Genomic DNA, 22,851 nt, shown 5'->3' on the forward strand with positions numbered 1-22,851 from the left:
GACATTAACAAAAATGCATCACTTGATGAAAAAACACCTGCTACTCTTAAAAAGTATTGCCGTTTTCGTCCTGATTCCAGGCCTTTCGGGCTATAACCGCGTCCAGGCCCAGGCGCTTGCGCCGGGTGATCTGGCGGTGATCGGGTGGAATGCGCTGACTGATGAAGTGCACCTGGTAGCGTTGGCGGATATCACAGCCGGTACCGAGGTTAAAATCACCGACAGGGGATGGGACGGCACCAGCAACGCCTTTACGACCTCGATGACCGGGGATGGTACGGTTACCTGGACGGTTTCGGGGCCAATACCTGCAGGCGCAGTGTTAAAATTGTTTCTCGGGGGATCCGATCAGCCTACCACGCTGGAGAATCTCACCACCCCGGTCAATTTGAGCGCGGACATTGTAACGTCCGGTTATACGGTAACGGATGCAATTATCAACACCGGCGACCAGGTTTTTATTTACCAGGGAAGTGACAGCGATCCCTTTTTTGTTTTCGGCATGAATAGTTCCGGAGGTGCGGTAGATGCCGCCAACTGGAATACCTCAATAGGAGCTATCCTCAGGGATTCGTTTCTGCCCAACGGCACCGGAAGCCGAAACGCGCTTGTCAACGGTGTAAATGCCATCGGGTTATGGGGCGGGCCAAACCAGCGCGACAATGTCCAATATACCGGTCCAACCGGTGCGACCGACCGCGATACCTGGCTGGCACGTATAACGGACCTCAGTAACTGGACGGGAAGCGATGCGAACGACATCACCAACCCGATTGTTTCGGCGTTAACCCCATTTGTCAATATTGTTCCGACAGGAGTCACGCCCGATGCCGATGGTATCGTATATGTGGACAACGCCATTGCTATGCCGGGCAACGGCAGCAGCTGGACAAGGGCCCGTAAGTTTCTATCGGAAGTCATTGCGGCGGCAGAAACCAATACGGCTATTAAAGAAATCCGCGTAGCCCGGGGGACGTATTATCCCACGGGAGCGCAAAATGGAGATGACCGAAATGCGACCTTTGCAATTCTGCGCGGTGGAGTGAAACTCTACGGCGGCTATCCCTCCGGTGGCGGCGCGAGAGATTATGTAGCCAATCCTACTATTCTTAGCGGTGACATCAACGTTGCCGGAGACAGCCTGGACAATAGCCTCCACGTGATGGTGATTGTTGGCATTCCCGCCGGGGCCGACAGCGTGGTCATAGACGGCTTTACGATTACCGGCGGACAGGCCGATCTTCCCGGTCAGTCGAGGATGTACAATGGTATAAACGTGTATGGCGAGTTTGGCGGGGGCGTCCTGCGTATCGACGCTTCCGGCAAAACGGTGATCCGTAACAGTACGCTTACACGAAACCACGCACGTTCAAAGGGGGGCGGAATATATTGCCTCCGCGCGCCGGTTATACTTGACAATGTGGTAGTCAGCCAAAACTGGGGCTACCGTGGGGGAGGAATTTATAATGCTTTCTCGGCAACCCGGGTAAGCCATGCACGCATTGAAGGGAATGGTGCAAATAACGGCGGAGGAATGTACAACGAAGTAAATTCATCGGTCGTGGTAATCAACACCACCATCAGCGGTAATACGTCGTATAGTGGCGGCGGACTCTACAATCTGGATTGTTTCCCGGAGTTTTTCAACGTGGTGATCAGCGGGAATACGGGCCGCGACGGTGCCGGAATGTATTGCCACAGCGCATCGCCTACATTTACCAACGTAACTATCAGCGGCAACCGCGCGGAGCAGGCCGGAGGCGGCGGTTTTCTTATTGACTCACCCGCTCGTTTCAATAATTCAGTTATATGGGGAAATGCGGCCTTCCGGGACAAAGATCTGCATAACGCTACCGGCGGCATGCCGCTATCCCTGTTTCATACGCTGGTAAATCTACAAAGCGGTAAACTACAGGGAAAGGCACTCTTCTGGGGCGATCCGAAATTTGTCAATGCGCCGGATGCTGCCGGGGCGCCATTTATTGGTGGCAATTACCGGCTTCAGCCCGGCAGTCCGGCCATTAACGTAGGAGGCAACTCGGAAATTGCGCCCTGGGACTCTACCGACATTGCAGGCAATTCCCGTATTTATGGCGTTGGCCTGGGAGGAATCGTGGATCTCGGGGCCTACGAATCGACCGAACATGACCGCTTTGTGTTACCTAACGCGCAGGGTATCCTCTACGTCGATGCCGCCAGCGCCACCCCGGGCAATGGCAGCAGCTGGGGAAGTGCGCTGCAATATCTTTCCGAAGCCACTGCTACTGCGCGGTCCAATCCCAACGTCAGGGAAATTCATGTAGCAAAGGGAACTTATTACCCGACGGGTCCGCAAAGCGGCACCGGGCGCGACCGCACTTTCCTCTTAGAAGGAGGCGGCCTGAAGCTCTATGGCGGCTACCCCAACGGCGGCGGCGTACGCGACTACCGGAACAATGCTACGATTCTGAGCGGTGATATCAACCAGCCGGGTGAGCGGACTGATAACAGTCACCAGGTGCTGGTACTGGCCGGCATTGAAGGGCAAACCGACAGCCTGGTGGTAGATGGATTTGTGGTAAAAGGCGGGCAGGCCGATAGCTATGGGCTTGCCCCGATACTGGGTAAAAACGGCTTCGAGATTTCCTACGCCGGAGGCGGGGGGATCACTGCCTCAGCGTCGACGCCTACGACAATGATTCGCAACTGTACCTTCGAAGAAAACTATGCAATCACCGGCGGCGGCGCGCTGATAATCCAGGGGGAGCCCGTGCTGCGGGAATGCATCTTCCGTAACAATCACGTTATCGAAGCGAGCGCGGAAGATGAGCTGGGTGATGCCAACAGCGGGGGGGCAATGTTCGTCTATACGGCTTCTCCGCTCATCGACCGCTGTGCTTTCGTCGGTAATTCGGCACCGGTAGCGGGCGCAATGGCGAACTATGGATCCTCATCACCGACCGTAGTCAACAGTGTTTTTTCGGGGAATCACGCGGCGCACACCGCACTGACAGTGAACGTGCAGTCATCACCTGTTTTTGTCAACACACTGTTCACAGGTAACTATACCACCGGGGGCACCGAACCCGCCGGTGAAACACCCGTCCCCTCGGTGTTTATGGCCAGTCGGTACGGATCTGCCCCCCGCCTGGTCAACTGTACGGTATCCGGCAACGACCTGTCGGCGGGTAGCGCAGCACCGGCAGCATTTTTCCTGAATACCAACCAATCGTCCGTTACGGTGCATAACAGCATTATTTACGGTAACAAGGGGTTTAAACGATTGACGCTTGATACCCTTCAAAGCGAATCGTTCTTCCGGTACAGCCTCGCGCAGGGACGGGACGCCGACGCAACCGGTCATAACCTGGCCGGCGATATTGACCCGCTTTTTGTGAATGCCGAGACAGGAGACTACCGCCTGCAGGCCTGCAGCCCTGCTATTGACCGGGGAAGCAATGACCTGCTCCTTGCGGGCATGGTAAACGACGCGGATCACCTTCCACGGTCGGTTCATGCAGCAACAGACCTTGGGGCTTTTGAATTCCAGGATTCGCTTAACACCGGCAGCGCCACACTGGCGTTTCATGCCGATGAGAATACCAGGACGGTAGCAGGCCCCACCGACTTTTTCGGAAATAGCGAGGGCTGCCGACTGATTGCCCGCGTTGCACCTGAGGGGGCTGACCCGGTGAAGGGCAGTGTGACGGCCCGGGTAAACGTTGATCCCGAAGTCGCTTTTCACAATGGTGCTCCCTATGTGCAGCGACATTACCTGATCAATGCGCAGGAGGGGACATCAGCAAGGATAACCCTCTATTTTACCCAGGAAGAATTCGATCAGTTCAACAACGAAATGCCCGATGGTTTTCTCCCGGCCGGTGCCGCAGACGAAGCCAACAAAAGCAACCTGAGGATATACCAGTACCACGGTACGGCCGGAACGAAGCCGGGCGATTTCGAAGGCGCTCCCCTGACGGTAGTAGCGCCTGCTGCCGGTGATATCGTTTGGAATTCAGCCAGGCAACGCTGGGAGGTAAGTTTCGGGGTAGAAGGCTTCAGCGGTTTCTTCGTAGGCTCGGTGTCGCGCCCGCTGCCGGTGAGACTGGTGTCGTTTTCGGGGTCTGCCGATGGAGAAAAGGCGGTAGCGCTTAGCTGGAAAGTAGCAGAACAGCAAAATATTGCCGGTTATGAGGTTGAATACAGCGCCGACGGACGGGTTTTCAAAACTGCGGGAAAGGTACCGGCAACTAATGAAACCATGCATTTTTATGCGTTTCGGCACATTCCGTCAACTCTCGGAGAAATTGCCTACTACCGCCTGCGCATCCTGGAGGCGGACGGTACTAGCAACCACAGCAAAATCATCAGCGTACGCCTTGTCAGCCGGCCTATGGTGTCAGTATACCCCGTTCCGGCTGAAGATGCAGTATGGGTAGAAGGGAAGGGGATAAGCGGTACAACAGGGAGCATTGTCAATTTGCAGGGCACGGTGTTAAAAACGTGGACATTCCTTTCTGACAAACAACAGGTAGCGGTAGGCACGCTGCCGCCGGGAATGTATTTCCTGAGGTTTCAGGGCGGAAGTTCGCTGAAAGTCGTTAAGAAGTAGGGGTGGCGAGTAAATGCAACCCATCATAGCCCGGCCGGTATGCAGTATCGCATGGCTGTTCTATTGTGAACAGATACTGTGCGAATATGGACATTATAAGCTGAGGTTAGTTGATAATATATTATAAGTCAGGTTGTTATAGGTGTGGTATGGGTTTTTATCCATATCTTTAAAAAACGCATATAACATGTTAAAAAATTATTTCAACATTGCCTGGCGTAACTTTTTAAAACACAAGGTCTTCTCGTTTATCAATATTTTCGGGTTGGCCATAGGACTGGCAGCATCCGGATTGATCGCTCTTTACGTAACAGACGAATTAAGCTACGACCAGAGCCATAGAAAAGGAGAAAGAATTTTTCGCGTGATACAGCGCGGCACATGGAGCGGCGGCGGATTTAATCTCGCCGTAACATCCGCTCCCTATGCTGCGGCTTTGAAAAATGATTTTGCGAATGTAAAAGACGCGGTACGAATTCATCCGGAAGGTGGGGGCAAGATTATCTATGGCGAAAAACAGCTGGAAGCCGGCGACATATTTTTTGCCGACAATTCTATATTCAACATCTTTACCTATACATTTTTATACGGCGGCGCTAAAGGCGCCTTGCAAAAACCGGCATCCGTCGTACTAACCAGAACGCTTGCAGAAAAGCTGTTTGGTGACGCATCCCTGGCATTGAATAAAACTATATTTTTTGACAAAAATCTCCCGAACACGGTTACGGGAGTTATTGATGATGTGCCGCAAAATTCGCATTTCAGATTCAGCGCTTTGCGATCATTCGACGCAGGCTTCACCACAGAATGGAATAATGCGAGCTTGTACACCTATGTCCTCCTGGAGGATCCGTCGGCAGCAAAAAGCATAGAGGCACAGTCCATGAACTTCTACAACAAGTATTTAAAGAGCTCGGTGTCCGGCATTACGTATACCATGGAGCTGCAGCCGCTTAAAGATATTCTCCTGCGCTCTGATCTGGATTACGAAATGAGCCCGAATGGCAATGTTATATATGTTTATGTCTTTTCAATTGCCAGTCTGCTGATCCTGATCATTGCCGTGATCAATTATGTGAATCTTACTACTGCACGCTCATCAGCGAGGGTAAAAGAAATTGGTGTTCGTAAAGTGATCGGCTCGGGCAGAAAAAACCTGATGGTTATGTTTTTCGCAGAGTCGGTACTTCTTGTTTTGTTCGCGACAGCAATTGCCGCGGTCATCATACAACTGACGCTGCCTTCCTTCAATGTCATCGCCGGAAAAACCTTATCGGTACAACAGTTCGGGATTTTGAACAGCTGCCTTGCAGCGCTTTTATTTGCACTGGTAACAGGCATATTGAGCGGAGTTTACCCGGCGTTGTTTCTTTCAGGCTTTCGTATTATTCCTGCAATGAAAGGGCAATTAGGTGACCAGTCGTCAACTGTGCTTTTCAGACAGGGGTTGGTTACTTTCCAGTTTGTGGTAACGATTGTGATGATAGCCGCATCGCTGATCATTTACCAGCAACTGGATTATGTTAAAACGAAAGATCTCGGTTTCAACAGGGCGCAGACACTAACCTTCCACATCAATAATCAATCTGTGCGCGCGAAAGTCGGCGCATTGCGTGAACAGCTTATCCAAAACCCAAACATTCAGGGGGTAGGAATAGCGGGTAATCCTATCGGGAACAATGACCTGGGAAGCAATGGCCTTAATCCTCACCCGGAAGATAAAAGCTGGAGCGACAGAAAGGTGGCTCAAAACCTTGTTGTGGATGAGCATTTCATCCCCACCTTGGAAATTAAAATGGCACAGGGTCGTAATTTCTCGCAGGCAATGTCTACCGATAAGACCGATGCAATTATCCTGAATGAAACCCTTGTGAAAGAACTGGGATGGAAGGATGCTATCGGAAGAAGAGTGGAAATAAACGACGAAGTGAGAACGGTGATCGGTGTTACGAAGGATTTTAACACCTACTCGCTGCAGCATCAATTAGCGCCGGTGGTGCTGACAATGCCTGTAAGGACCAATGACCAGGATAATGTGTATATCCGTGTGAGTCCTGAAAATATCCAGGCATCGCTGGCTTACATCACGAAGGTGTTCAGCCGGTTTGACCAGGAGAACAAACCTGAGTTCCACTTTCTTGATCAGAATTTTGCGGCACAATATAAAGCTGAAGAAAAGCAGGGGAAACTGCTCGTCATCTTTACGGTTCTGGCTATTACCATTGCTTCTCTGGGGCTGTTGGGGCTGGTTACTTTTTCTGCGCAGCAGCGCATGAAGGAGATCGGCGTCCGCAAGGTGCTTGGCGCCAAAGTGACCGGAATTGTTGTACTGCTTTCCAAAGATCTGTTAAAACTTGTGGTGATAGCGATGTCTATCGCTATCCCGCTTGCAGCATGGGCAATGCATAGCTGGCTTCAGACCTTTGCCTATCGCGTGGAGATTCATTGGTGGATATTTGCTTTATCGGGTATTATAGCCATATCAATTGCCATCATCACGGTAAGCATTCAGGCGACTAAGGCTGCATTGGCTAATCCGGTGAAGAGTTTAAGGCTCGAATAGCATACCGGGTTGCGTGCCGGTGCATGCCGGATATCCCGGACCGAAGTTGCTCCGCCAATAGACAGAACAACATCGGTACCGGAAGGAATACTGCGCTAGCGCAATGCCAGGTGTATGGCCCGTTCTACGGGAGAACGCCAGGCTTCGGCGTCCGAAACTGACAACTCATTTTTCAGCAGCAACGGAGGTTGCGCCATAAATTTTGGCGTTGTTCCTTTGTGCGGCTGGGCAGCATGAACCAGAAATGGATGACACAGGTAAACGGTGCCTGCCGGGCCGGTCGCATATACTTCCCTTCTTTTAGGCAGCCCCTCCAGTTTGTCCGCGAGTTCCATGAAAGAAAGGCCTCTATCTGCCTCGCCGGCCAATAGTCTCGCAACATCCATATGGGAACCTTCATAAATGACAGTCGGCGCATCGTTTTCACCGACATCCGAGTACAGCGCCAGCATCAGCAAGGCTCTGCCTTTCGACCTGATATTGACGCGCCATTCAAAGTAATTGCCGGGGTCGTCGCCGGGAAAACCCGCATCGACGTGCTTACCGGTATCGTTTGGTTGCCGGGCAGACGGAAACCTTACCGGAAACGTTCCGATGCTCCGACAGGGAATCCAATTATCTGCGCCTACCAACTGGTTAAAGATGGCATGTAGTTTCGGTGTGTTCAGCGAGGCCACAAACGGCGGTTGACTGTACATTCCCAATCTAACCACCGGTTCTGTCCAGGTCGAAGGATCTGATCTTTCAAAGGGAAGCTCCCGCCACAGAACATCCAGAACCGCATTCGCGATCTCTTCGGAAAATGCTTTATCGACGCGGATAAAACCGCTGTGAACAAACTGTTCTATTTCTGTTGAACTCAAAAATTCTGGCATAATACCTGGTTTATAAACAATCATAAGCGAAGCCACGACCTGTGTTCGGCCAATTGGCGTATGCTAAAAAATAAACAATGAAAAATCCGCGCTAATAGTAGAATATTAACGAGTTGCCCGGAAGGCGAGCGAAAGGGGCGTTATAACATTACGGTCATCCTCACGGGACAAAGATAGTAAACTCTCCCGGAATCAAATACCTGGGCAAGGGGGCCGGATTACAGATTTTGTAGTGGTAAACTCCCCGTATTGAGGCCCGCACCGCTGTTTAAAGATTTTATTTTTTTTAATATTGCGTGAACCGGCGCCAGCTACTGTTCAGCAGGCCTGTGCTGTCAATTTCCCGCTTTTACCCTGTAACTTTGTTTTCTGTAAGCCCGTCCATCACGTGGGTTCCGGAGGAATAGCCGGCTGACAATCGAAGAAGAAATAACACTGGTAAAAAGATGAAGTGGATTACAAGAGAGAGGCCAAAAGTCGATCGCCTGGCATGCCCCTGGCTAATCAGGAAATTTATAGACAGAAACGCCGAGTTTTTGTTTGTTCCTTCAGAAAAGGTAATGGCTATGGCGAAGGAACTAGGCGCCATCCCGTTCGATGTCCCGGACGCCGAATATACCCACTATGAAGAGAATGCTACCTTTGATTATTTCCTGAAGAAACACAACCTGGCCGATCCGGCCTTAAAAAAGATGGCGCGTATCATAAGAGGCGCCGATACCGACCGGCACGACATTGCGCCGGAAGCAGCCGGGCTTTGGGCCATTTCGGCAGGGTTGTCGCACAATATCGGGGACGACCATCAGCTTTTGGCGGCGGGCTTTGTACTTTATGATGCGCTCTACAGCTGGGCCTGTCACTTTTCCAAATCAAAGCACCTTGAAAACAGCCCGTTTGAAAAGCTCCTCCACGAGGTGTATCTCAAGTTCGTTAAATCGAAAGCGGGAAAAGGAAAGCCGAAATGGGTGAGGGAATTAAAGCAGCTGGTTCAGGATCACCTGGACACCGAATATTATGAAATGCCGGATCTGAAAAAGCTTTCAGACGAACTCGACCTGAACGCTTCCTATCTTTCCAGGGAGTTTTCCAAGCACTTCGATGATATGAACTTTGTCGAGTACATTCGTTCCGCAAGGATACAGAAGGCTATCTCACTCTTCGAAAATCCGGACTATTCGCTCACGGAAATAGCCTACCTGACCGGGTTTTCTGACCAGAGCCATTTCACGCGGATTTTCAGGAATGTAACGGGTTATACGCCATCCGTTTACCGAAAAAAAATGCAAAAAAAGTAAAATCCATACCAAAAGTAAACAGCGTGCTATCCGGGGGCATACGGCCGGAATATTTTTGCTTTTCAACCAAAGCAGATATGCGTTATGTTTACCAGGTATTTATTAGCTGTCTTATTGGTAGTTTCCAGTGAGGTTCTCCCCGCCCAGGAAAGGGACAAGAAAATTAGTCTCGGGCTTGAAGGGATGGTCGGCGTTTCCGTTGGAAAAAACTTCTGGGCTGTAAATGTGGGTGGCCCCAGCTTTCAGCTGCTGCTTAACAAAAACCTGAAAGCCGGCGTCGGGGCGCTTCCCTCTTTTTACGTTCATAAAGGGAGGGCAGGCGCCAGGCTAGGGGTAGCGCCTCGTATTGACTACAGGAATGTCGTCTTTTTTGTACCCTTTTTTCACAGGGACAATGCAAATGAATGGATTTGGTCGGTGGGTTTGGGGTACAAATTTCACAAGAAATAAGCCGGCCATGAAGAGAAGCAAACCGGCGCTGCTCATCACAACCCCAACTGCATAAAGCTTGCGCCCACTACCTTTAATATACCGTCAAAACGCTTCCAAATCCTGAAATATCTGAATTTGCCTTCCAATGGCGCGCCCATAACTTTTCCTTTGGCCGTCATCGTAACGACTGAAAGCGCGGTGTCACCCATGATCCGGAGATCGTTAATTTCAGTTGAGGCGTCTTCAATTACCATGGTTTTGGCCCGATGGGCGGCCAGGTCCATTTCTTTCGTTACGATCTCTCCCGTGGGTGTAACAGCCACCAGCTCATCGTGCAATAGCTGGTCCAGCAAGGCGACATCGCTTGTTAGTTGGGCCGAAAAAAGCCTGTTTTCGGCCTCAACAACATGCTCTCTCGTAATTTCTGAATGTTCCATATCCCGGTTCATAAGCTTGATTAAGTGTCATCATTCCTTCCCGACCCGGGTCCCAGGAAGGCCGGACGGATTTATCCGCAGCCAATTTAGAAAGATAGCGCTTTATTCATCCTGCCTCACGACAGTTTTTACCTGGTATACCCTGCCAGCAGCTCATCCAATTGCTCGAAATCGACGGTCATACCTTCTTTAAAGCCCATTTCCAGCTCGGCTTCCAGATCCGCAAGCGAGTCATAAGTCAGTAATATGTTGACCCGGACTTTATGGTCTTCGGGTGTAAACCGGTTTTCCCACAAATTTTGAGGAAATTCAGGGTTTATATTTCCGTCTTCATCACAAAACCCGCCGTGCAAGGTAAATGATTTCTTTTCAACAATCGAAACAAAGTTGCCTTTGCTCCAGCCTTTCTCTCCTTCAGGGCTTACCATAGCGTATAGCCAGAATCCTCCTACCCGGAAATCCATTATTTTGGTTTCGGCTCTCCAGGGTTTGGGACCCCACCATTGGTCGAGCAGTTCCGCGGTGGTCCAGGCCTTCCATACCAGCTCGAGACCGGCGTTGAATTCACGTACAATGTGAATAGTGTTATTCTCCTTATTGACAATGAAGTCAAATGCGAGTGCAGGTTTCATTTTTTATTTGTTTTTAAGGTTAGCAATAACTCATCCAGTTGATTAAATCTCGTGTCCCAGATTTTACGGAACTGTTCCAGCCACACGTCTATTTCTTTCATTTTGTCAATTTCGAGCCGGTAGTAGATTTCCCTGCCTTTTTGCGTTTGCCGGGTCACGTCGCATTCCGTCAGGATGCGCAGGTGCTTGGATACCGCTTGCCGGGTGATGTCGAAATGTTCGGCAATCGCGTTCGGCGTCATGGCCTGCAACGCAATCAGTGCGATAATCGCGCGCCGCGTGGGATCTGCTATGGCCTGGAATATATCTCGTCTCGTTTCCATTATGCAATTATATGGTTGCAAATATATGTGCAATCATTTGGTTTCGCAAATTTTCAACCTTTTTTTAAGCCCAACCGGGAAAAACAGGGATTAATGCTGTCTTTTTCAGGAGGTAGCTTTGAGGGCCTGAAAGGGCGAAGAGGGAGGGTCAGGAATCCGGAGCCTCATTTTCCAGCCTCCCTTCTCCATAGAAATTGGCGCTCATCGACGCTTTCCATGGGTATCCGGTTTCGGTATTAGTCCTGGTTGGTCGCAGTCACCGGACTGCGACCATTCATCCATCACTTTTCCTGGTAAACCCTTACATAATCCACGAGCATCTCTGCCGGGAATGTGGCCGGATCGATTCCCTCGGAGCCTTCCCAATTGCCGCCTACTGAAATGTTCATCAGGAGATGGAACGGTACATCAAACGGCCATTCGTCCACTGATTTCGATTCATTCGGGAAGTGATAGCGCTTTACACCGTCGATCAGGTAGTAGATCCCTTCAGGCGACCACTCCACGCTGTAGATGTGAAAGTCTTCCCAGGGATTTTTGATATACGTCCGGGCGCCCCTTTGGGTACCTTTCAAATGGTTATAAGCACCTGTGTGGGTGGTCTGGAAAATGCTATCCCGGTAATTTTCAAGACTGAGATGTTCCATTATGTCGATTTCACCGAATTGCGGCCAGCCACCATGCTTATGATCGGTAGGCAGCATCCAGATGGCCGCCAGGATGCCTTTGCCTGTAGAAGTTTTTGCACGCACCTCTATTTTCCCGTATTTCCAGTCGCCCTTGCCTTTGGTTACCAGGCGGGCGGAGGTATAGGTAGTGTCATTCCCCGTTATTACCCGGTTGGCTTTGATACGCAGGTTTCCGTCGTGGACATAGGCAGTCGAGGTGTCTTTGCCCAGGTAGTTTTGTAATTCCCGGTTGCCCCAGCCGTGATCGCCCACATCATACGACCACCGGTGGTCGTCCGGCAGTCCTTCGTAATCGAAGTCATCGGCCCATACCAGCTCCCAGTCGCTCTTTTGAGCATTATCGGCTTTGGGTGCACAACCATTTATCAGCAGGATTCCAAGTAAGGACAGCGCAGTTGCAAGATATTTCTTCATCAATGTAATAGGTTTGAGCCATGAGCTGTGGGGTATGAGGCGGTCCGCCGGCCGCTTAATTGCCGGCCGGTTGGTATGCCGTTAAACCTTCGGGTTCAGGGCTATTTCATCAGAAAGTCATGGATTATTGCATATAAAAGGACCGGCGCACCACAATAGGCGTCGTTACCGCCCCGAAAGATGCGGCGCCACGAATACACTAACATTCGTGTATTCGTGGCCGCCTCCTTAATTTCTAAGATTAATATTCCGGTCTTCCTGTGCCTGCGGAATCGGGAAAAACTCGCTTTCTCCTTTCACAAAGCCGCTCAGCACAGTGGCTGCCTGATCGGTCCTGACCAGGTCGTTGAACCGCTCGCCCCACCATTCGCAGATGAACTCGGCCCGGCGCTCGTCCATCAGTTGCGGGATAGTAGCGTTAACCAACGGAGCGAGCCCCACTCTTTTCCTGACCAGGTTAAGAGGCGCATCGCCGTTTTGTCCCTTGCGGATTTTCGCCTCCGCGTTCATGAGCAGCACTTCGGCATAGCGGAACACGCGCACGTTGTTATTGGCGCCGTACCAGTCTACCCGGCCGGGCGTCATTTGGGATTTCGGGAAGTACGCCTTACCGTTGAAGTATTTCTTGCCCGCGGTATTACCTGAAATGGTGTCGCCGTCGGGGGTAACCGAAAATGTACCCGGGCGGCCTTCAATCCCGCAATGCTGTATGGCGGTTTTCATGCGCACGTTGTCTTTGCGCCCTGACAGGAACCTGGCCGCTTCATCGGAAGGAATCAGCCAGCCATCGCCGTTGATTGGCGCGCCGTAGGTATTTTGTGGTGCCTGGAAGAGGAACAGGTTATCCCATACCTGCCCGCCGGAGGTTACCACATCACCGGTCGGATTGCCGAAATCGCTGTATTGCAGCTCCAGGATTGCCTCGTCGCACATCTTACCCGGCTTTTTCCAGAGTTGGTAGTAGTCTTCGAAAAGCGAGAAGCGGTTGCTGTTGATAATCTGGTCGGTTGCTTCCAGTACCGTGTTCCAGTGCGGACTGCCGTTGTCGTTTCCTGCTAGGTCCATTGCAGCTTTGGCTTTCAGGAGTAGCGCGGTGTATTTCGTTACACCGCCCTGGTGAGTGGCCTGGTTCGGTCGGGCGTCTTCAAGATTGGCAATGCAGAAATCCATTTCGCTGATCACATGCTGCCGCACGTCTGCCACTGGCGTCTTGCCGACCGTACCGAGATAGGCCGGGTCAACGCTCTCGACGCCGAGCACCGGAACATTGCCAAATGAGCGCGCAATATAGTAGTGAAGCAGCGCGCGGAAGAAACGGACTTCGGCCTGGTAGCGGGCCAGCAGCTGTTTGTTGGCCTGGTCGCCGTCCCCGATATTGGCGCCAAATTTATCCAGCTCCACCAGGGCGCTGTTACAGGCCAGAACCGACCCGTAATACCGGCTCCACAGATCGTCGAGCGCCCAGAAACCTTTAATGGCCGCACCGCTCTTGTAGTTGTGGACCAGCTCGTTTACCTCGCTGTAACCCGTTCGCGGATCAATGTCCACGCTTTGAGAGGTTTTGAGAAAGGTATGCACCCACGATGCGAAGCCGCCTTTAGACACTGACGAATAGACGCCCGAAACGGGCTGGTACATGCGGTTCAGATCGGTATAATCGATCGACACGGACGGGGTTTGGTTTTCGAGCGGGTTATCCAGGAAATCCGAGCAGCCGGTCAGCAATACCGATGCCAGCATGGCTACTTTGTAAATCCGGTTCTTATAATTTATATGTTTCATTGCAGATCAAATTATCGGTTATACAAATCCTGTTAAAACGACGCCCTTACCCCTAAGCTGTAAGTCGACGAGATCGGGTACACGTTGGCGTCGTAGCCGATCCCGGAAATTTCAGGCGTGAAGCCGGAATACTTGGTAAAAATCAAAGGTCTGTCGGCCGTAGCGAATACCCGCATCGACACCGGGGCCTCTTTCCCGATTTTGAAATTGTATCCCAGCTGAACGTTCTGTACCCGCAGATAGGCGCCGCTTTCTACGAAGAAGGAAGCGCCTTGCGGCCTATTCCACGACTTGGACAACGCATACGCCGACGGGTAAGAGTTGGTGGTGCCGGGACCGGTCCAGAGGCTCTCATAAAAGTCGGCATCCAGGTTCAGCGAAGACTGTCCTTTTACGTAACGCCCGCGGTTGAGGTTCATGATCTTATTGCCGGCAACGCCCTGGAGCACCACGCTGAAATCAAAATTGGCGTAGGTAAGTGAAGCATTGAAGCCATAGGTGACCGTAGGCAGGTACGAACCCAGGTTGGTCCGGTCGCCATCGTCGCGGATACCGTTGCCGTTCAGGTCGCGGTATTTGAAAAAGCCGGGCTGTACAGCGCCGGGTACTGCCGCATTGGCGCTGGCCGCCATCGGGTCCGCATCTATTTCCTGCTGGGTCTGGTAGATACCTGAAACTTCGTATCCATAGAAATACTGCATGGGCTTTCCTACCTCAATCCGGTTCGGGAATTCGGCGGTCCATTCCGGGAATCCGCCGGGGATATTGGGAAGCGCGCCTATGTTGGTTACCCTGTTCCGGAGTGTGGAGAAGTTGCCGCCGACCTGGTAGCCGAGCTTGCCGGCTTTGCCGTTCCAGGTGAGACCTACGTCAAACCCGCTGTTCGCCATCGACGCCCAGTTGCCGTAAATATTCGGCGCACCGAAAGGGAATGCCCTGTCAAGCGCCACGTTGGCGGTTTTACGGTCGAAATAGTCAACCGACCCTTTTAACCGGTTATTGAAAAGCTCAAAATCAACCCCGAAGTCCCACTCGGTGACAACCTCCCAGGTAATGTTGGCAAAAAAGTTGTTGACCGTATAGCCGGGTATGTACTGTCCGGCGGTATTGCCGGCCGAGCCGAAAATTGCGGACGACGGATTCCCCAGTGTCACCACAGCATACCCCGAATTGGGCCTTATTCCGTCGTTGCCCAGCTTGCCCCAGCTTCCGCGGAGCTTCAGAAAGTCGACCAGGTGTTGCCCGGCCATAAAGTCCTCGTAGCTCAGCACCCACCCGAGGCCCACTGAGGGGAAGTAGCCCCATTTGGATTGGTACTTCGAGCTGCCGTCCGCCCGGAAGGTAGCGGTGAGCAGGTACTTGCCGTCGTAGTCGTAAGTTCCCCTTGTGAAGTAGGACAGACCGCGGTTACGATAGCCGTCTTCATCGTAGTAGGCCTGGTTAGGCCTACCCTGACGGGTGTACCAGAATTCTTCATCGGCCGGCACGTTGTCGGCTTCCACGCGTGTCAGACGCCACTGTTCCTGTCGCGAAGACTGCCCTAACAGCACCGACCAGTTATGGGAGCCTTTGTTGTCGCGGTAAGTCAGCAGGTTATCGAGTATGTAATTGGTAGTTCGCTCCTGTCCCGATACCAGGTGCGACACCAGCGTGGCAGGTCCGAGCGACCGCTGCGGCACGTAATTTGCGCGCAGCCCCGAGCCGTAAAGCTGGCTGAGCTGGGAACGGAAAGTAAAGCGGTTTTCCCAGAAACTGGCTTCCGCATACACCGAAGGTAAAACCTGGAACTGCTTCAGACGGTTGAAGTTGTAGTAAGCGTCAGCCACCGCGTTGGGATCATTCCGGCCGATAAGGCCGCTGTTCGAAAACCGGACCGGGAAGGCATTGACGTTCTCCTCATCGTAAACCGGGACCAGCGGTGAGGCCGTATAAGCGGTCAGGAATGCGTTATTATTGGGAAAGTGCGTGGTTGAATTGTTGAGGATGGAAGTAAAGCCGAGCTTCAGCCATTTATAAGGGTTGGCTTCCATCTGGAGCCGGACGTTATAGCGCTGAAAATCGTTTTTGGCGTCCATTGTCCCGTTCTGGTAGGTATGGTTGAAGCCGACGGTATAGGTGACTTTGTCGCTTCCGCCCTGGAGGTCGATTCCCTGGTTGGTGATCAGGGCCTGTTTGCGCAGGAGGGCGTTGTACCAGTCGGTGCTGGTGGAAGGCCGCAGGCCGCTGCCGCCATACCGGTTAACCGATTCTCTTACCGAACCCGAATCGGCCGGCGTACGCCATTCGAGGGCATATGCGGCAAATTGCTCGCCATTCGCCATTCTCGGTACGTTTACCGGCTTCTGCAGCCCGACAAACCCGTTGTAGGTCACACGGGTCTTCATGTTTTTCGTGCCTTTCTTGGTGGTGATGATCACCACACCGTTGGCTGCACGGACCCCGTAGATGGCGGCTCCGGAAGCATCCTTCAGGATCGACATATCTGCGATATCGTTGGGATTGAGAAAATCGATATTGTCGACAAACATCCCGTCCACCACGTAAAGCGGGTTGGAGTTATTAAACGACCCGATCCCACGAATCCTTACGCTGGGGGAAGCGCCCGGCGAACCACCGGCCACAACCTGCACGCCGGGAATTGTCCCCTGCAAGGCTTCCATTGGAGTGGAGGTAGTCCGCTTCAGCATTTCGTCGGTATTAATGGTCGAAACCGGTGCGGTCAGGTCGCCTTTCTTCTGAGTTCCATAGCCGATGATAACTACATCCGACAGTTGCGTGGCTTCTGCGACCAGTACCACGTCGAGCTGCGTGCGATTGCCGACTGCTATTTCCTGTGTAGCAAACCCGATCGAAGAAAATACCAGAACGGCCTCGCTGCCGGGCACTCTTATACTGAACACACCGTCCGCATCAGTCGACGTACCGTTGGAGGTTCCCTTCACAAGCACCGTAGTGCCCGGGACCGATTCCCCGCTTTCGTCCTTAACTGTTCCATTCAAAACAAATCCCTGGGAAAAGACTGTACTCCCCGCGACTGTCGTCAAAAAGAACAATACCATCAGTGTTTTGAAATAGTTTTGTTTCATGTGTATATGGCATTTTAGGATAAGTTATAATTTGAATTAATAAAATGCTATTGCAAATGTACCGGAGGTTGTAGTAATTTGGTGATGGGGCTACCACATATACACTACATCAACAATTGTAATATTGCCATTTCGTTATGTTTTCGCTACATCAAAACCACATCAAGCGTCCGCCCGCTTTCTGTTCGGCACCGGTTTTCTGCCTTTTGCTCCTTGGTGCGGCGCTGTGGATCACTACACCTGCTAACGCCGGAAACCCGGTCAGCCAACCTTTAATTTATACCAAGGCCGACTTTCATGGCGGCAGTCATACCTGGGACATCAAGCAGGACAGCCGGGGCGTGATGTACTTCGCCAATTCATCAGGCCTGCTTACCTTTAACGGCAACTTCTGGAGGAGCTACAGCCTTCCGAACGGAACCCTGCTCCGGTCCATCCATATTGATGCAAATGATCGGGTATATGCCGGCGGGCAGGGTGAAGTGGGATATTTCGAGCCGGATTCCAGCGGGGTACTCCGCTTCACTTCCCTGAAGGGTAAAATTCCCAGGCGCTATGCCCATTTCGCCGACGTCTGGAATATTGCAGGCAAGGGAGAATCGGTTTTTTTCAGGACAGAGCGCTATATTTTCCAACTCACCGATCAGGCGATAGAGGTACACCTTCCCGCCAATGGGTGGCAGTTCCTGGGCGAAGCCGGGGGGCGAGTATTTGCGCAGGATAAAAGTAACGGCCTGCTGGAGTTCCTGGCAGGGCGTTGGCAGCCGGTTACCAACAGCCAGATGCTGCTTGGGTCCTACATAGTATCGGACCTTGTTCCTTTGAAAAACAGGGGGCTCCTGGTCACCACACTTGACAATCAGTATTTCCCGATCCGGGACCGTACCATGCAGCCGCCCGCCCAAAAGCATCGTGAGCCGCTTTATACTCCTTCCTTTTCGAAACTCAATGATTCGTTGATCGTAGCGGCAACGTCAACCAGGGGCTGCGTGATCCTGGATAAGCAATTGCATATCATACAGCAGATTGCATCCGGAGACGGACTGCAGGGGAATAACGCAAGCAGCGTGTTCGTCGACAGGAACGCCGACATATGGGTGGGTATCGATAACGGCATTTGCTTCATCAGTTATAATTCGCCGGTCAAGTACCTGCGGCCCAACAAGGTCAACGACGTAGAAGGCTTTTCCAGCCTGGTTTTCAACAATTCGCTGTACATCTCTACTTCCAACGGCCTGTATATGGCCCCGGTAACGGCACAGGCGTCGGGTTTGCTGAATATCGCAGAGGATTTCACGCTCGTAAAGAACAGCGACAACGGCGAAGCCAGGAAAATCGAGGAAATCAACCAGCAGCTCATGCTGGCCCACAACAATGGTATCTACCAGGTAAAAGGAAGGGAGGCGGTGCCTGTTTCACTGGGTACCGGTACCTGGACATTGCTCCCCACCACTTCGGGTTTCCTGGCGCCGTCCATTTTGGCCGGGACCTACAACGGCCTGGAACTGCTGCGTTATAGCGGCGGAAGTTTCAGGAGCGAAGGAAAGATGAGCGGCCTGCCGGACTCTTACCGTTTCCTGCAGCGTGACAACCAGCAGAATATCTGGGCGTCTCATCCGTACCGTGGCATTTACAGAATGACATTGGCGGCAGACAACAAAAGCTATTCGTCCAGGCTGTATACCAGTAAGGACGGGCTCCCGGCTGACATCAACAACTACGTCTTCAGGATCCGGAACCGTATCGTGTTTGCCACGGTCAGGGGGATATACGAATTCAATCCCGGCCAGGACCGGTTTTCAAGATCCGCTTATTTTGATCGTTTGTTCGGGCAGGCCGAAATCAGGTACATGGCCGAGGACCCGGAGGGCAATATCTGGTTTACCAACCGGGATAAAATCGGGGTAGTCGATTTTTCAAAACCGGGCGACGGCCGGGATTTCAGCATCACGTACTTCCCCGAGCTGACCGATACTTTTTTGAGGGGACTGGAAAACATCTATCCTTACAACCGGCGAAACGTATTCATAGGGTCGGAGCGGGGCGTCATCCACCTGGACTATGCGCGTTACATCAGGAAACCGGTTGATCTGGCGGTGCTTTTGACCGAAGTCAGGGCCATTAGCCGGCAGGACACCGTACTATTTGGCGGTCACCTCTTAAAAAACGCAGGAAACGGCTCCCACGAAGCCACTGTGGTATCGTCGGGCTACAAGGCCTTTCATTTTGAGTTCAGCGCACCGGTTTATGGTATGCAGGGCAACCTCGAATACAGCTACCAGTTGGTGGGCTATGATCCCGGCTGGTCTTCGTGGAGCGCGCGCCCCGAAAAAGATTATACCAACCTGTCGGACGGCGACTATGTGTTCAAAGTAAAAGCGAGAGACAACCTTGGAAACGAGTCGCCCGCAGTCACCTATGAAATCCGGATCCTGCCCCCCTGGTACAAAACGATCTGGGCCATGGCAGTGTATGTTTTGTTCGCCCTGGCGGTGGGCTACCTTTTTGTCAGGTGGCAGCAATACAAAGACCGTCGCCGCCAGCTAAGATTTGACGAGGAGCAGAAGCGGATGCAATACATTTATGAGCTTGAACTGGAAAAGAGCGAAAAAGAAATCATCAAGCTGCAGAACGAAAAGCTGGAAAACGAAGTGCTGCTGAAAAAGAAAGAGCTTGCCAATACCAGTCTGCACCTGGCGGGCAACGTGAGCACCCTCGAAAAAATAAAGTATGAGCTGAACAAATTCACGACCGACGCAGACCACCAGGAGAACCTCCGAAGGATTACCGCCCTGCTGCGGTCGGCCGAAAAAAACAACGAAGGTTGGGAGCAGTTCGAAGCACATTTCGACGAGCTGAACAACGGCTTTCTGAACTACCTGCGCGAGGTTTGCCCGGCTCTGTCGAGAGCGGAATTACGCATTTGCGCCTACCTGCGCCTTAACTTGTCGTCGAAAGAAATTGCCCAGCAGCTTAATATTACGGTGCGCGGAGTGGAAATACACCGTTACCGCATCCGGAAAAAGCTGGGCCTGGATACGTCGGTTTCGCTTGCGGAATACCTCGTGACGCTGAAGCCGGGAGTGTCCGGTGAGTGAGCTTACGGTCCGATGCTGCGGTCGACGCCAGGTCATTATCAAATTGAGGTAAGTCCTCCTCACGCCTTTCTTCCGAAAAGCCCTACCTTTGCCACGTACATGCTATACCTACCTTATGACCACTATTGCTTCCATACACGATAAATTCCTGCGGGCCATATTGGCAGACAAACAAATAGCCATCGACTATTTCAGAGCTTGTCTACCTAAAAATGTCGCGGACTTGCTCGATTTTTCACCCCCCACCCAACTCCCGGACACTTACATTTCCAAAGCGCTACGAAAGACCGCCAGTGATATCGTATATTCCTGCGGTTCGAAGCGTAGTAAGCGGGACTTGAAGATCTCACTGGTCCAGGAAGTCACTCCCGCCTACGTAGCCCGGATACGCGAGGAGTTGGGCGAAAAATAGCCACGAATTCCGCGAATAAGCATTAATTAGTGCATTCGTGGCCTACCCAAATTTATTACAAAATTGAGGTAAATTCCCTCACGCCCTTCTCCCCGGAAAGCCGTATCTTCACCCTATACATGCTATACATAGATCATGACGACCATTGCATCCATACACGATAAATTCCTGCGGGCCATATTGGCAGACAAACAAATAGCCATCGACTATTTCAGAGCTTGTCTACCTAAAAATGTCGCGGACTTGCTCGATTTTTCGACCCTCACCCAACTCCCGGACACTTACATTTCCAAAGCGCTACGAAAGACGGTGAGCGACATCGTATATTTCTGCCGTGCGAAAGTGGGCAGGCAGGAGTTAAAAATCTCACTCTTACTTGAGCACAAGAGTAAGTCTGAAAAATTCATGCCTGCGCAGCTAGGGAGTTATATCTATTCCGGTTATCTTAAACAAATCGCCCAGGATAAGACAGTATCGCCGATTATTCCGGTCTTGTTATATCATGGGAAGGAGCGATGGTTCTATCGCACACTGGCTACCCTTTTCAAAGACCTCAGTGAAGATCTTCGGCCCTTTATCCCGAACTACGATTACATCTACCATGACCTGGGCGAGATACCCGACGAGCAGATCAGAGCATTGGAGAATAAATTTCTACAAGCTTCTCTGCTGGCACTGAAATACAGCCAGTTAAAAAAGAGACTCCGGAGTTTAATCCCGGCAATACTTTCGCTGGCTATGGAGACACAACAGAACTTGCGAACCAGTCTCTTTGTTTATACCTTTGGAGTAAGCGGTCTGAAGGAAGATGGAATTAACGGAATTCTGGAAGATGTACCTGCAAACATAAAACATACTGTGATGAACACGTTGGATATTTTCGTTGAAAAAGGAAAGAAGATTGGTCTTCAAGAAAAAACCGAAAAGGCCATCCGCAATATGATACTCGAAGACCTGCCCGTAGCGTTAATCTGTAGGATCCAGGAAGTCACTCCCGCCTACGTAGCCCGGATACGCGAGGAGTTGGGCGAAAAATAGCCACGAATTCCGCGAATAAGCATTCATTAGTGCATTCGTGGCCCACCCAAATTTATTACAAAATTGAGGTAAATTCCCTCACGCCCTTCTCCCCGGAAAGCCGTATGCTGCCTGCCGCGGCATATCCCCACTCTTATCGATCTGTCGACGCTCAGCCAACTCCCGGATACCTACATTTCCAAAGAGCTGCGGAAGACCGTTAGTGACATCGTATATTCCTGCCGTGCGAAATCAGGCAAGCAGGAGGTAAAGATCTCTCTGCTTCTCGAACACAAGAGTAAGCTCGAAAAATTCGCGGCGGTACAGATATTAAGCTACATCGCCGCCGGCCATCTTAAACAAATCGCCCAGGATAAGACCATATCGCCGATTATCCCCGTTTTGTTATACCATGGGCGGGAGCGATGGCGCTATCGCACACTGGCTAGCCTTTTTAAAGAGCTCAACGAAGACCTTCTGCTCTTTATCCCGGACTACGAGTACATCTACCATGATCTGGGCTACACGGAATCAGACCTGGAAACCGCTATTATTAACAAGATCGAGCATTTATTTGCTGGAAATGGGAAAGGGGTTCTTATTCGGCGGCCGCCAAGTAAGGTTTTCGTTGGATAGTGAAAATTTCTACGTGGATCTGGTGCTCTACAATCGTTTGCTCCAATGCTTTGTGCTGGTGGATCTGAAAATTGGCAAACTCAAACACCAGGATATAGGCCAAATGCAGATGTATGTAAATTACTACGACCGGTATGTCAAACAGGATTTTGAAAAACCCACAGTAGGGATCATAATCTGTAAAGACAGGAGCGAAGCAGTTGTAGAAACAACCTTGCCCAAAGAGAATAATACCATTTTTTCAAAAGAGTACAAACTGTACCTGCCAAGTAAGGATGCGCTAAAAGCACTTGTAAAGTGACGTTGATACACAGGTTGCATTCACCTCAAAAATTGAGGTAATCTTCTCCGCTGCATTCTCTCCAAAAAGGGCTATCTTTATCCTATCACTAATCAGAGAGTTCCGTGACCGTCCACCGGTGGCTCCCTTCGACCGAGCTCAGGGGCTGAAAAAACCCAAATGCTATACTACTATGTCAGACCACAAAAAAGTACACCAAGGCCGCAACATCCGCCGATTCCGTGAGATGCTAAACCTCAAGCAAGAAGCCATCGCCTGGGAGTTGAGC

General features: G+C 51.4%; 16 protein-coding genes. 9 read left to right on the forward strand and 7 right to left on the reverse strand.

What is annotated here, in order from left to right; translation table 11 throughout:
- Nucleotides 1-25 precede the first annotated feature (25 nt).
- Entirely contained in the window at nucleotides 26-4,591 is a 4,566-nt protein-coding gene (locus tag ABD852_RS15315; protein WP_345030454.1) for a choice-of-anchor Q domain-containing protein, read from the forward strand.
- 187 nt (nucleotides 4,592-4,778) lie between these two features.
- Nucleotides 4,779-7,154 (forward strand): ABC transporter permease, encoded by a 2,376-nt coding sequence (locus ABD852_RS15320; protein WP_345030456.1) that lies wholly within the window; start codon nucleotides 4,779-4,781, stop codon nucleotides 7,152-7,154.
- 95 nt (nucleotides 7,155-7,249) lie between these two features.
- Here the strand turns inward: ABD852_RS15320 and ABD852_RS15325 are convergent, their stop codons facing one another.
- Nucleotides 7,250-8,029 (reverse strand): phytanoyl-CoA dioxygenase family protein, encoded by a 780-nt coding sequence (locus ABD852_RS15325; protein ID WP_345030459.1) that lies wholly within the window; start codon nucleotides 8,027-8,029, stop codon nucleotides 7,250-7,252.
- A 446-nt stretch (nucleotides 8,030-8,475) separates the two neighbouring features.
- Between ABD852_RS15325 and ABD852_RS15330 the strand changes: the two genes are divergently transcribed.
- Complete coding sequence (locus ABD852_RS15330) at nucleotides 8,476-9,324, forward strand: chromate resistance protein ChrB domain-containing protein (RefSeq protein ID WP_345030462.1); 849 nt, start codon at nucleotides 8,476-8,478, stop codon at nucleotides 9,322-9,324.
- Nucleotides 9,325-9,408: 84 nt separating this feature from the next.
- The gene (locus tag ABD852_RS15335; RefSeq protein WP_345030465.1) at nucleotides 9,409-9,774 is read left to right on the forward strand and encodes a hypothetical protein; all 366 of its coding nucleotides are present in this window, start codon (nucleotides 9,409-9,411) and stop codon (nucleotides 9,772-9,774) included.
- Nucleotides 9,775-9,809: 35 nt separating this feature from the next.
- On the opposite strand, the gene ABD852_RS15340 is transcribed toward ABD852_RS15335, so the two are convergent.
- From ABD852_RS15340 to ABD852_RS15365, 6 genes are all read right to left on the reverse strand, one after another.
- Nucleotides 9,810-10,193, reverse strand: a complete 384-nt coding sequence (locus tag ABD852_RS15340) for a nuclear transport factor 2 family protein (RefSeq protein ID WP_345030466.1) — start codon at nucleotides 10,191-10,193, stop codon at nucleotides 9,810-9,812.
- A gap of 128 nt (nucleotides 10,194-10,321) precedes the next feature.
- Nucleotides 10,322-10,825 (reverse strand): SRPBCC family protein, encoded by a 504-nt coding sequence (locus tag ABD852_RS15345; RefSeq protein WP_345030468.1) that lies wholly within the window; start codon nucleotides 10,823-10,825, stop codon nucleotides 10,322-10,324.
- Complete coding sequence (locus ABD852_RS15350) at nucleotides 10,822-11,148, reverse strand: ArsR/SmtB family transcription factor (protein ID WP_345030470.1); 327 nt, start codon at nucleotides 11,146-11,148, stop codon at nucleotides 10,822-10,824. The genes ABD852_RS15345 and ABD852_RS15350 overlap by 4 nt, the downstream gene beginning before the upstream one ends.
- 281 nt (nucleotides 11,149-11,429) lie before the next feature.
- On the reverse strand, nucleotides 11,430-12,251 hold the full coding sequence (locus ABD852_RS15355; protein ID WP_345030473.1) for a glycoside hydrolase family 16 protein: 822 nt from the start codon (nucleotides 12,249-12,251) through the stop codon (nucleotides 11,430-11,432).
- 228 nt (nucleotides 12,252-12,479) lie between these two features.
- Entirely contained in the window at nucleotides 12,480-14,033 is a 1,554-nt protein-coding gene (locus ABD852_RS15360; protein ID WP_345030476.1) for a RagB/SusD family nutrient uptake outer membrane protein, read from the reverse strand.
- A gap of 32 nt (nucleotides 14,034-14,065) precedes the next feature.
- A complete protein-coding gene (locus ABD852_RS15365; RefSeq protein WP_345030478.1) occupies nucleotides 14,066-17,119 on the reverse strand; it encodes a SusC/RagA family TonB-linked outer membrane protein in 3,054 nt (1,017 codons plus the stop codon).
- Between the two features lie 137 nt (nucleotides 17,120-17,256).
- Here ABD852_RS15365 and ABD852_RS15370 point away from each other — a divergent pair, with 137 nt between their 5' ends.
- The 5 genes from ABD852_RS15370 to ABD852_RS15385 all read left to right on the forward strand — a co-directional run bounded on the left by ABD852_RS15370 (nucleotide 17,257) and on the right by ABD852_RS15385 (nucleotide 22,583).
- Complete coding sequence (locus ABD852_RS15370) at nucleotides 17,257-20,217, forward strand: helix-turn-helix and ligand-binding sensor domain-containing protein (protein ID WP_345030480.1); 2,961 nt, start codon at nucleotides 17,257-17,259, stop codon at nucleotides 20,215-20,217.
- Nucleotides 20,218-20,332: 115 nt separating this feature from the next.
- Nucleotides 20,333-20,629, forward strand: a complete 297-nt coding sequence (locus tag ABD852_RS15375; protein ID WP_345030482.1) for an Rpn family recombination-promoting nuclease/putative transposase — start codon at nucleotides 20,333-20,335, stop codon at nucleotides 20,627-20,629.
- Nucleotides 20,630-20,764: 135 nt separating this feature from the next.
- Nucleotides 20,765-21,667: an Rpn family recombination-promoting nuclease/putative transposase gene (locus ABD852_RS15380; protein ID WP_345030484.1), complete on the forward strand. Its 903-nt coding sequence runs from the start codon at nucleotides 20,765-20,767 to the stop codon at nucleotides 21,665-21,667.
- Between the two features lie 141 nt (nucleotides 21,668-21,808).
- On the forward strand, nucleotides 21,809-22,282 hold the full coding sequence (locus ABD852_RS23085) for an Rpn family recombination-promoting nuclease/putative transposase (protein WP_425568817.1): 474 nt from the start codon (nucleotides 21,809-21,811) through the stop codon (nucleotides 22,280-22,282).
- On the forward strand, nucleotides 22,230-22,583 hold the full coding sequence (locus tag ABD852_RS15385; protein ID WP_345030487.1) for a PDDEXK nuclease domain-containing protein: 354 nt from the start codon (nucleotides 22,230-22,232) through the stop codon (nucleotides 22,581-22,583). Before ABD852_RS23085 ends, ABD852_RS15385 begins: the two co-directional genes overlap by 53 nt.
- The last annotated feature ends 268 nt before the right edge of the window (nucleotides 22,584-22,851 follow it).

Origin of the sequence: Ravibacter arvi, assembly GCF_039540405.1 — a bacterium.
GTDB classification, from domain to species: domain Bacteria; phylum Bacteroidota; class Bacteroidia; order Cytophagales; family Spirosomataceae; genus Ravibacter; species Ravibacter arvi.

Excerpts from the sequence above, each read along its gene's own strand:
- ABD852_RS15315 (WP_345030454.1), top strand. The coding sequence starts at position 26 with ATGAAAAAACACCTGCTACTCTTAAAAAGTATTGCCGTTTTCGTCCTG.
- ABD852_RS15320 (WP_345030456.1), top strand. The coding sequence starts at position 4,779 with ATGTTAAAAAATTATTTCAACATTGCCTGGCGTAACTTTTTAAAACAC.
- ABD852_RS15325 (WP_345030459.1), bottom strand. The coding sequence starts at position 8,029 with ATGCCAGAATTTTTGAGTTCAACAGAAATAGAACAGTTTGTTCACAGC.
- ABD852_RS15330 (WP_345030462.1), top strand. The coding sequence starts at position 8,476 with ATGAAGTGGATTACAAGAGAGAGGCCAAAAGTCGATCGCCTGGCATGC.
- ABD852_RS15335 (WP_345030465.1), top strand. The coding sequence starts at position 9,409 with ATGTTTACCAGGTATTTATTAGCTGTCTTATTGGTAGTTTCCAGTGAG.
- ABD852_RS15340 (WP_345030466.1), bottom strand. The coding sequence starts at position 10,193 with ATGGAACATTCAGAAATTACGAGAGAGCATGTTGTTGAGGCCGAAAAC.
- ABD852_RS15345 (WP_345030468.1), bottom strand. The coding sequence starts at position 10,825 with ATGAAACCTGCACTCGCATTTGACTTCATTGTCAATAAGGAGAATAAC.
- ABD852_RS15350 (WP_345030470.1), bottom strand. The coding sequence starts at position 11,148 with ATGGAAACGAGACGAGATATATTCCAGGCCATAGCAGATCCCACGCGG.
- ABD852_RS15355 (WP_345030473.1), bottom strand. The coding sequence starts at position 12,251 with ATGAAGAAATATCTTGCAACTGCGCTGTCCTTACTTGGAATCCTGCTG.
- ABD852_RS15360 (WP_345030476.1), bottom strand. The coding sequence starts at position 14,033 with ATGAAACATATAAATTATAAGAACCGGATTTACAAAGTAGCCATGCTG.
- ABD852_RS15365 (WP_345030478.1), bottom strand. The coding sequence starts at position 17,119 with ATGAAACAAAACTATTTCAAAACACTGATGGTATTGTTCTTTTTGACG.
- ABD852_RS15370 (WP_345030480.1), top strand. The coding sequence starts at position 17,257 with ATGTTTTCGCTACATCAAAACCACATCAAGCGTCCGCCCGCTTTCTGT.
- ABD852_RS15375 (WP_345030482.1), top strand. The coding sequence starts at position 20,333 with ATGACCACTATTGCTTCCATACACGATAAATTCCTGCGGGCCATATTG.
- ABD852_RS15380 (WP_345030484.1), top strand. The coding sequence starts at position 20,765 with ATGACGACCATTGCATCCATACACGATAAATTCCTGCGGGCCATATTG.
- ABD852_RS15385 (WP_345030487.1), top strand. The coding sequence starts at position 22,230 with ATGGGAAAGGGGTTCTTATTCGGCGGCCGCCAAGTAAGGTTTTCGTTG.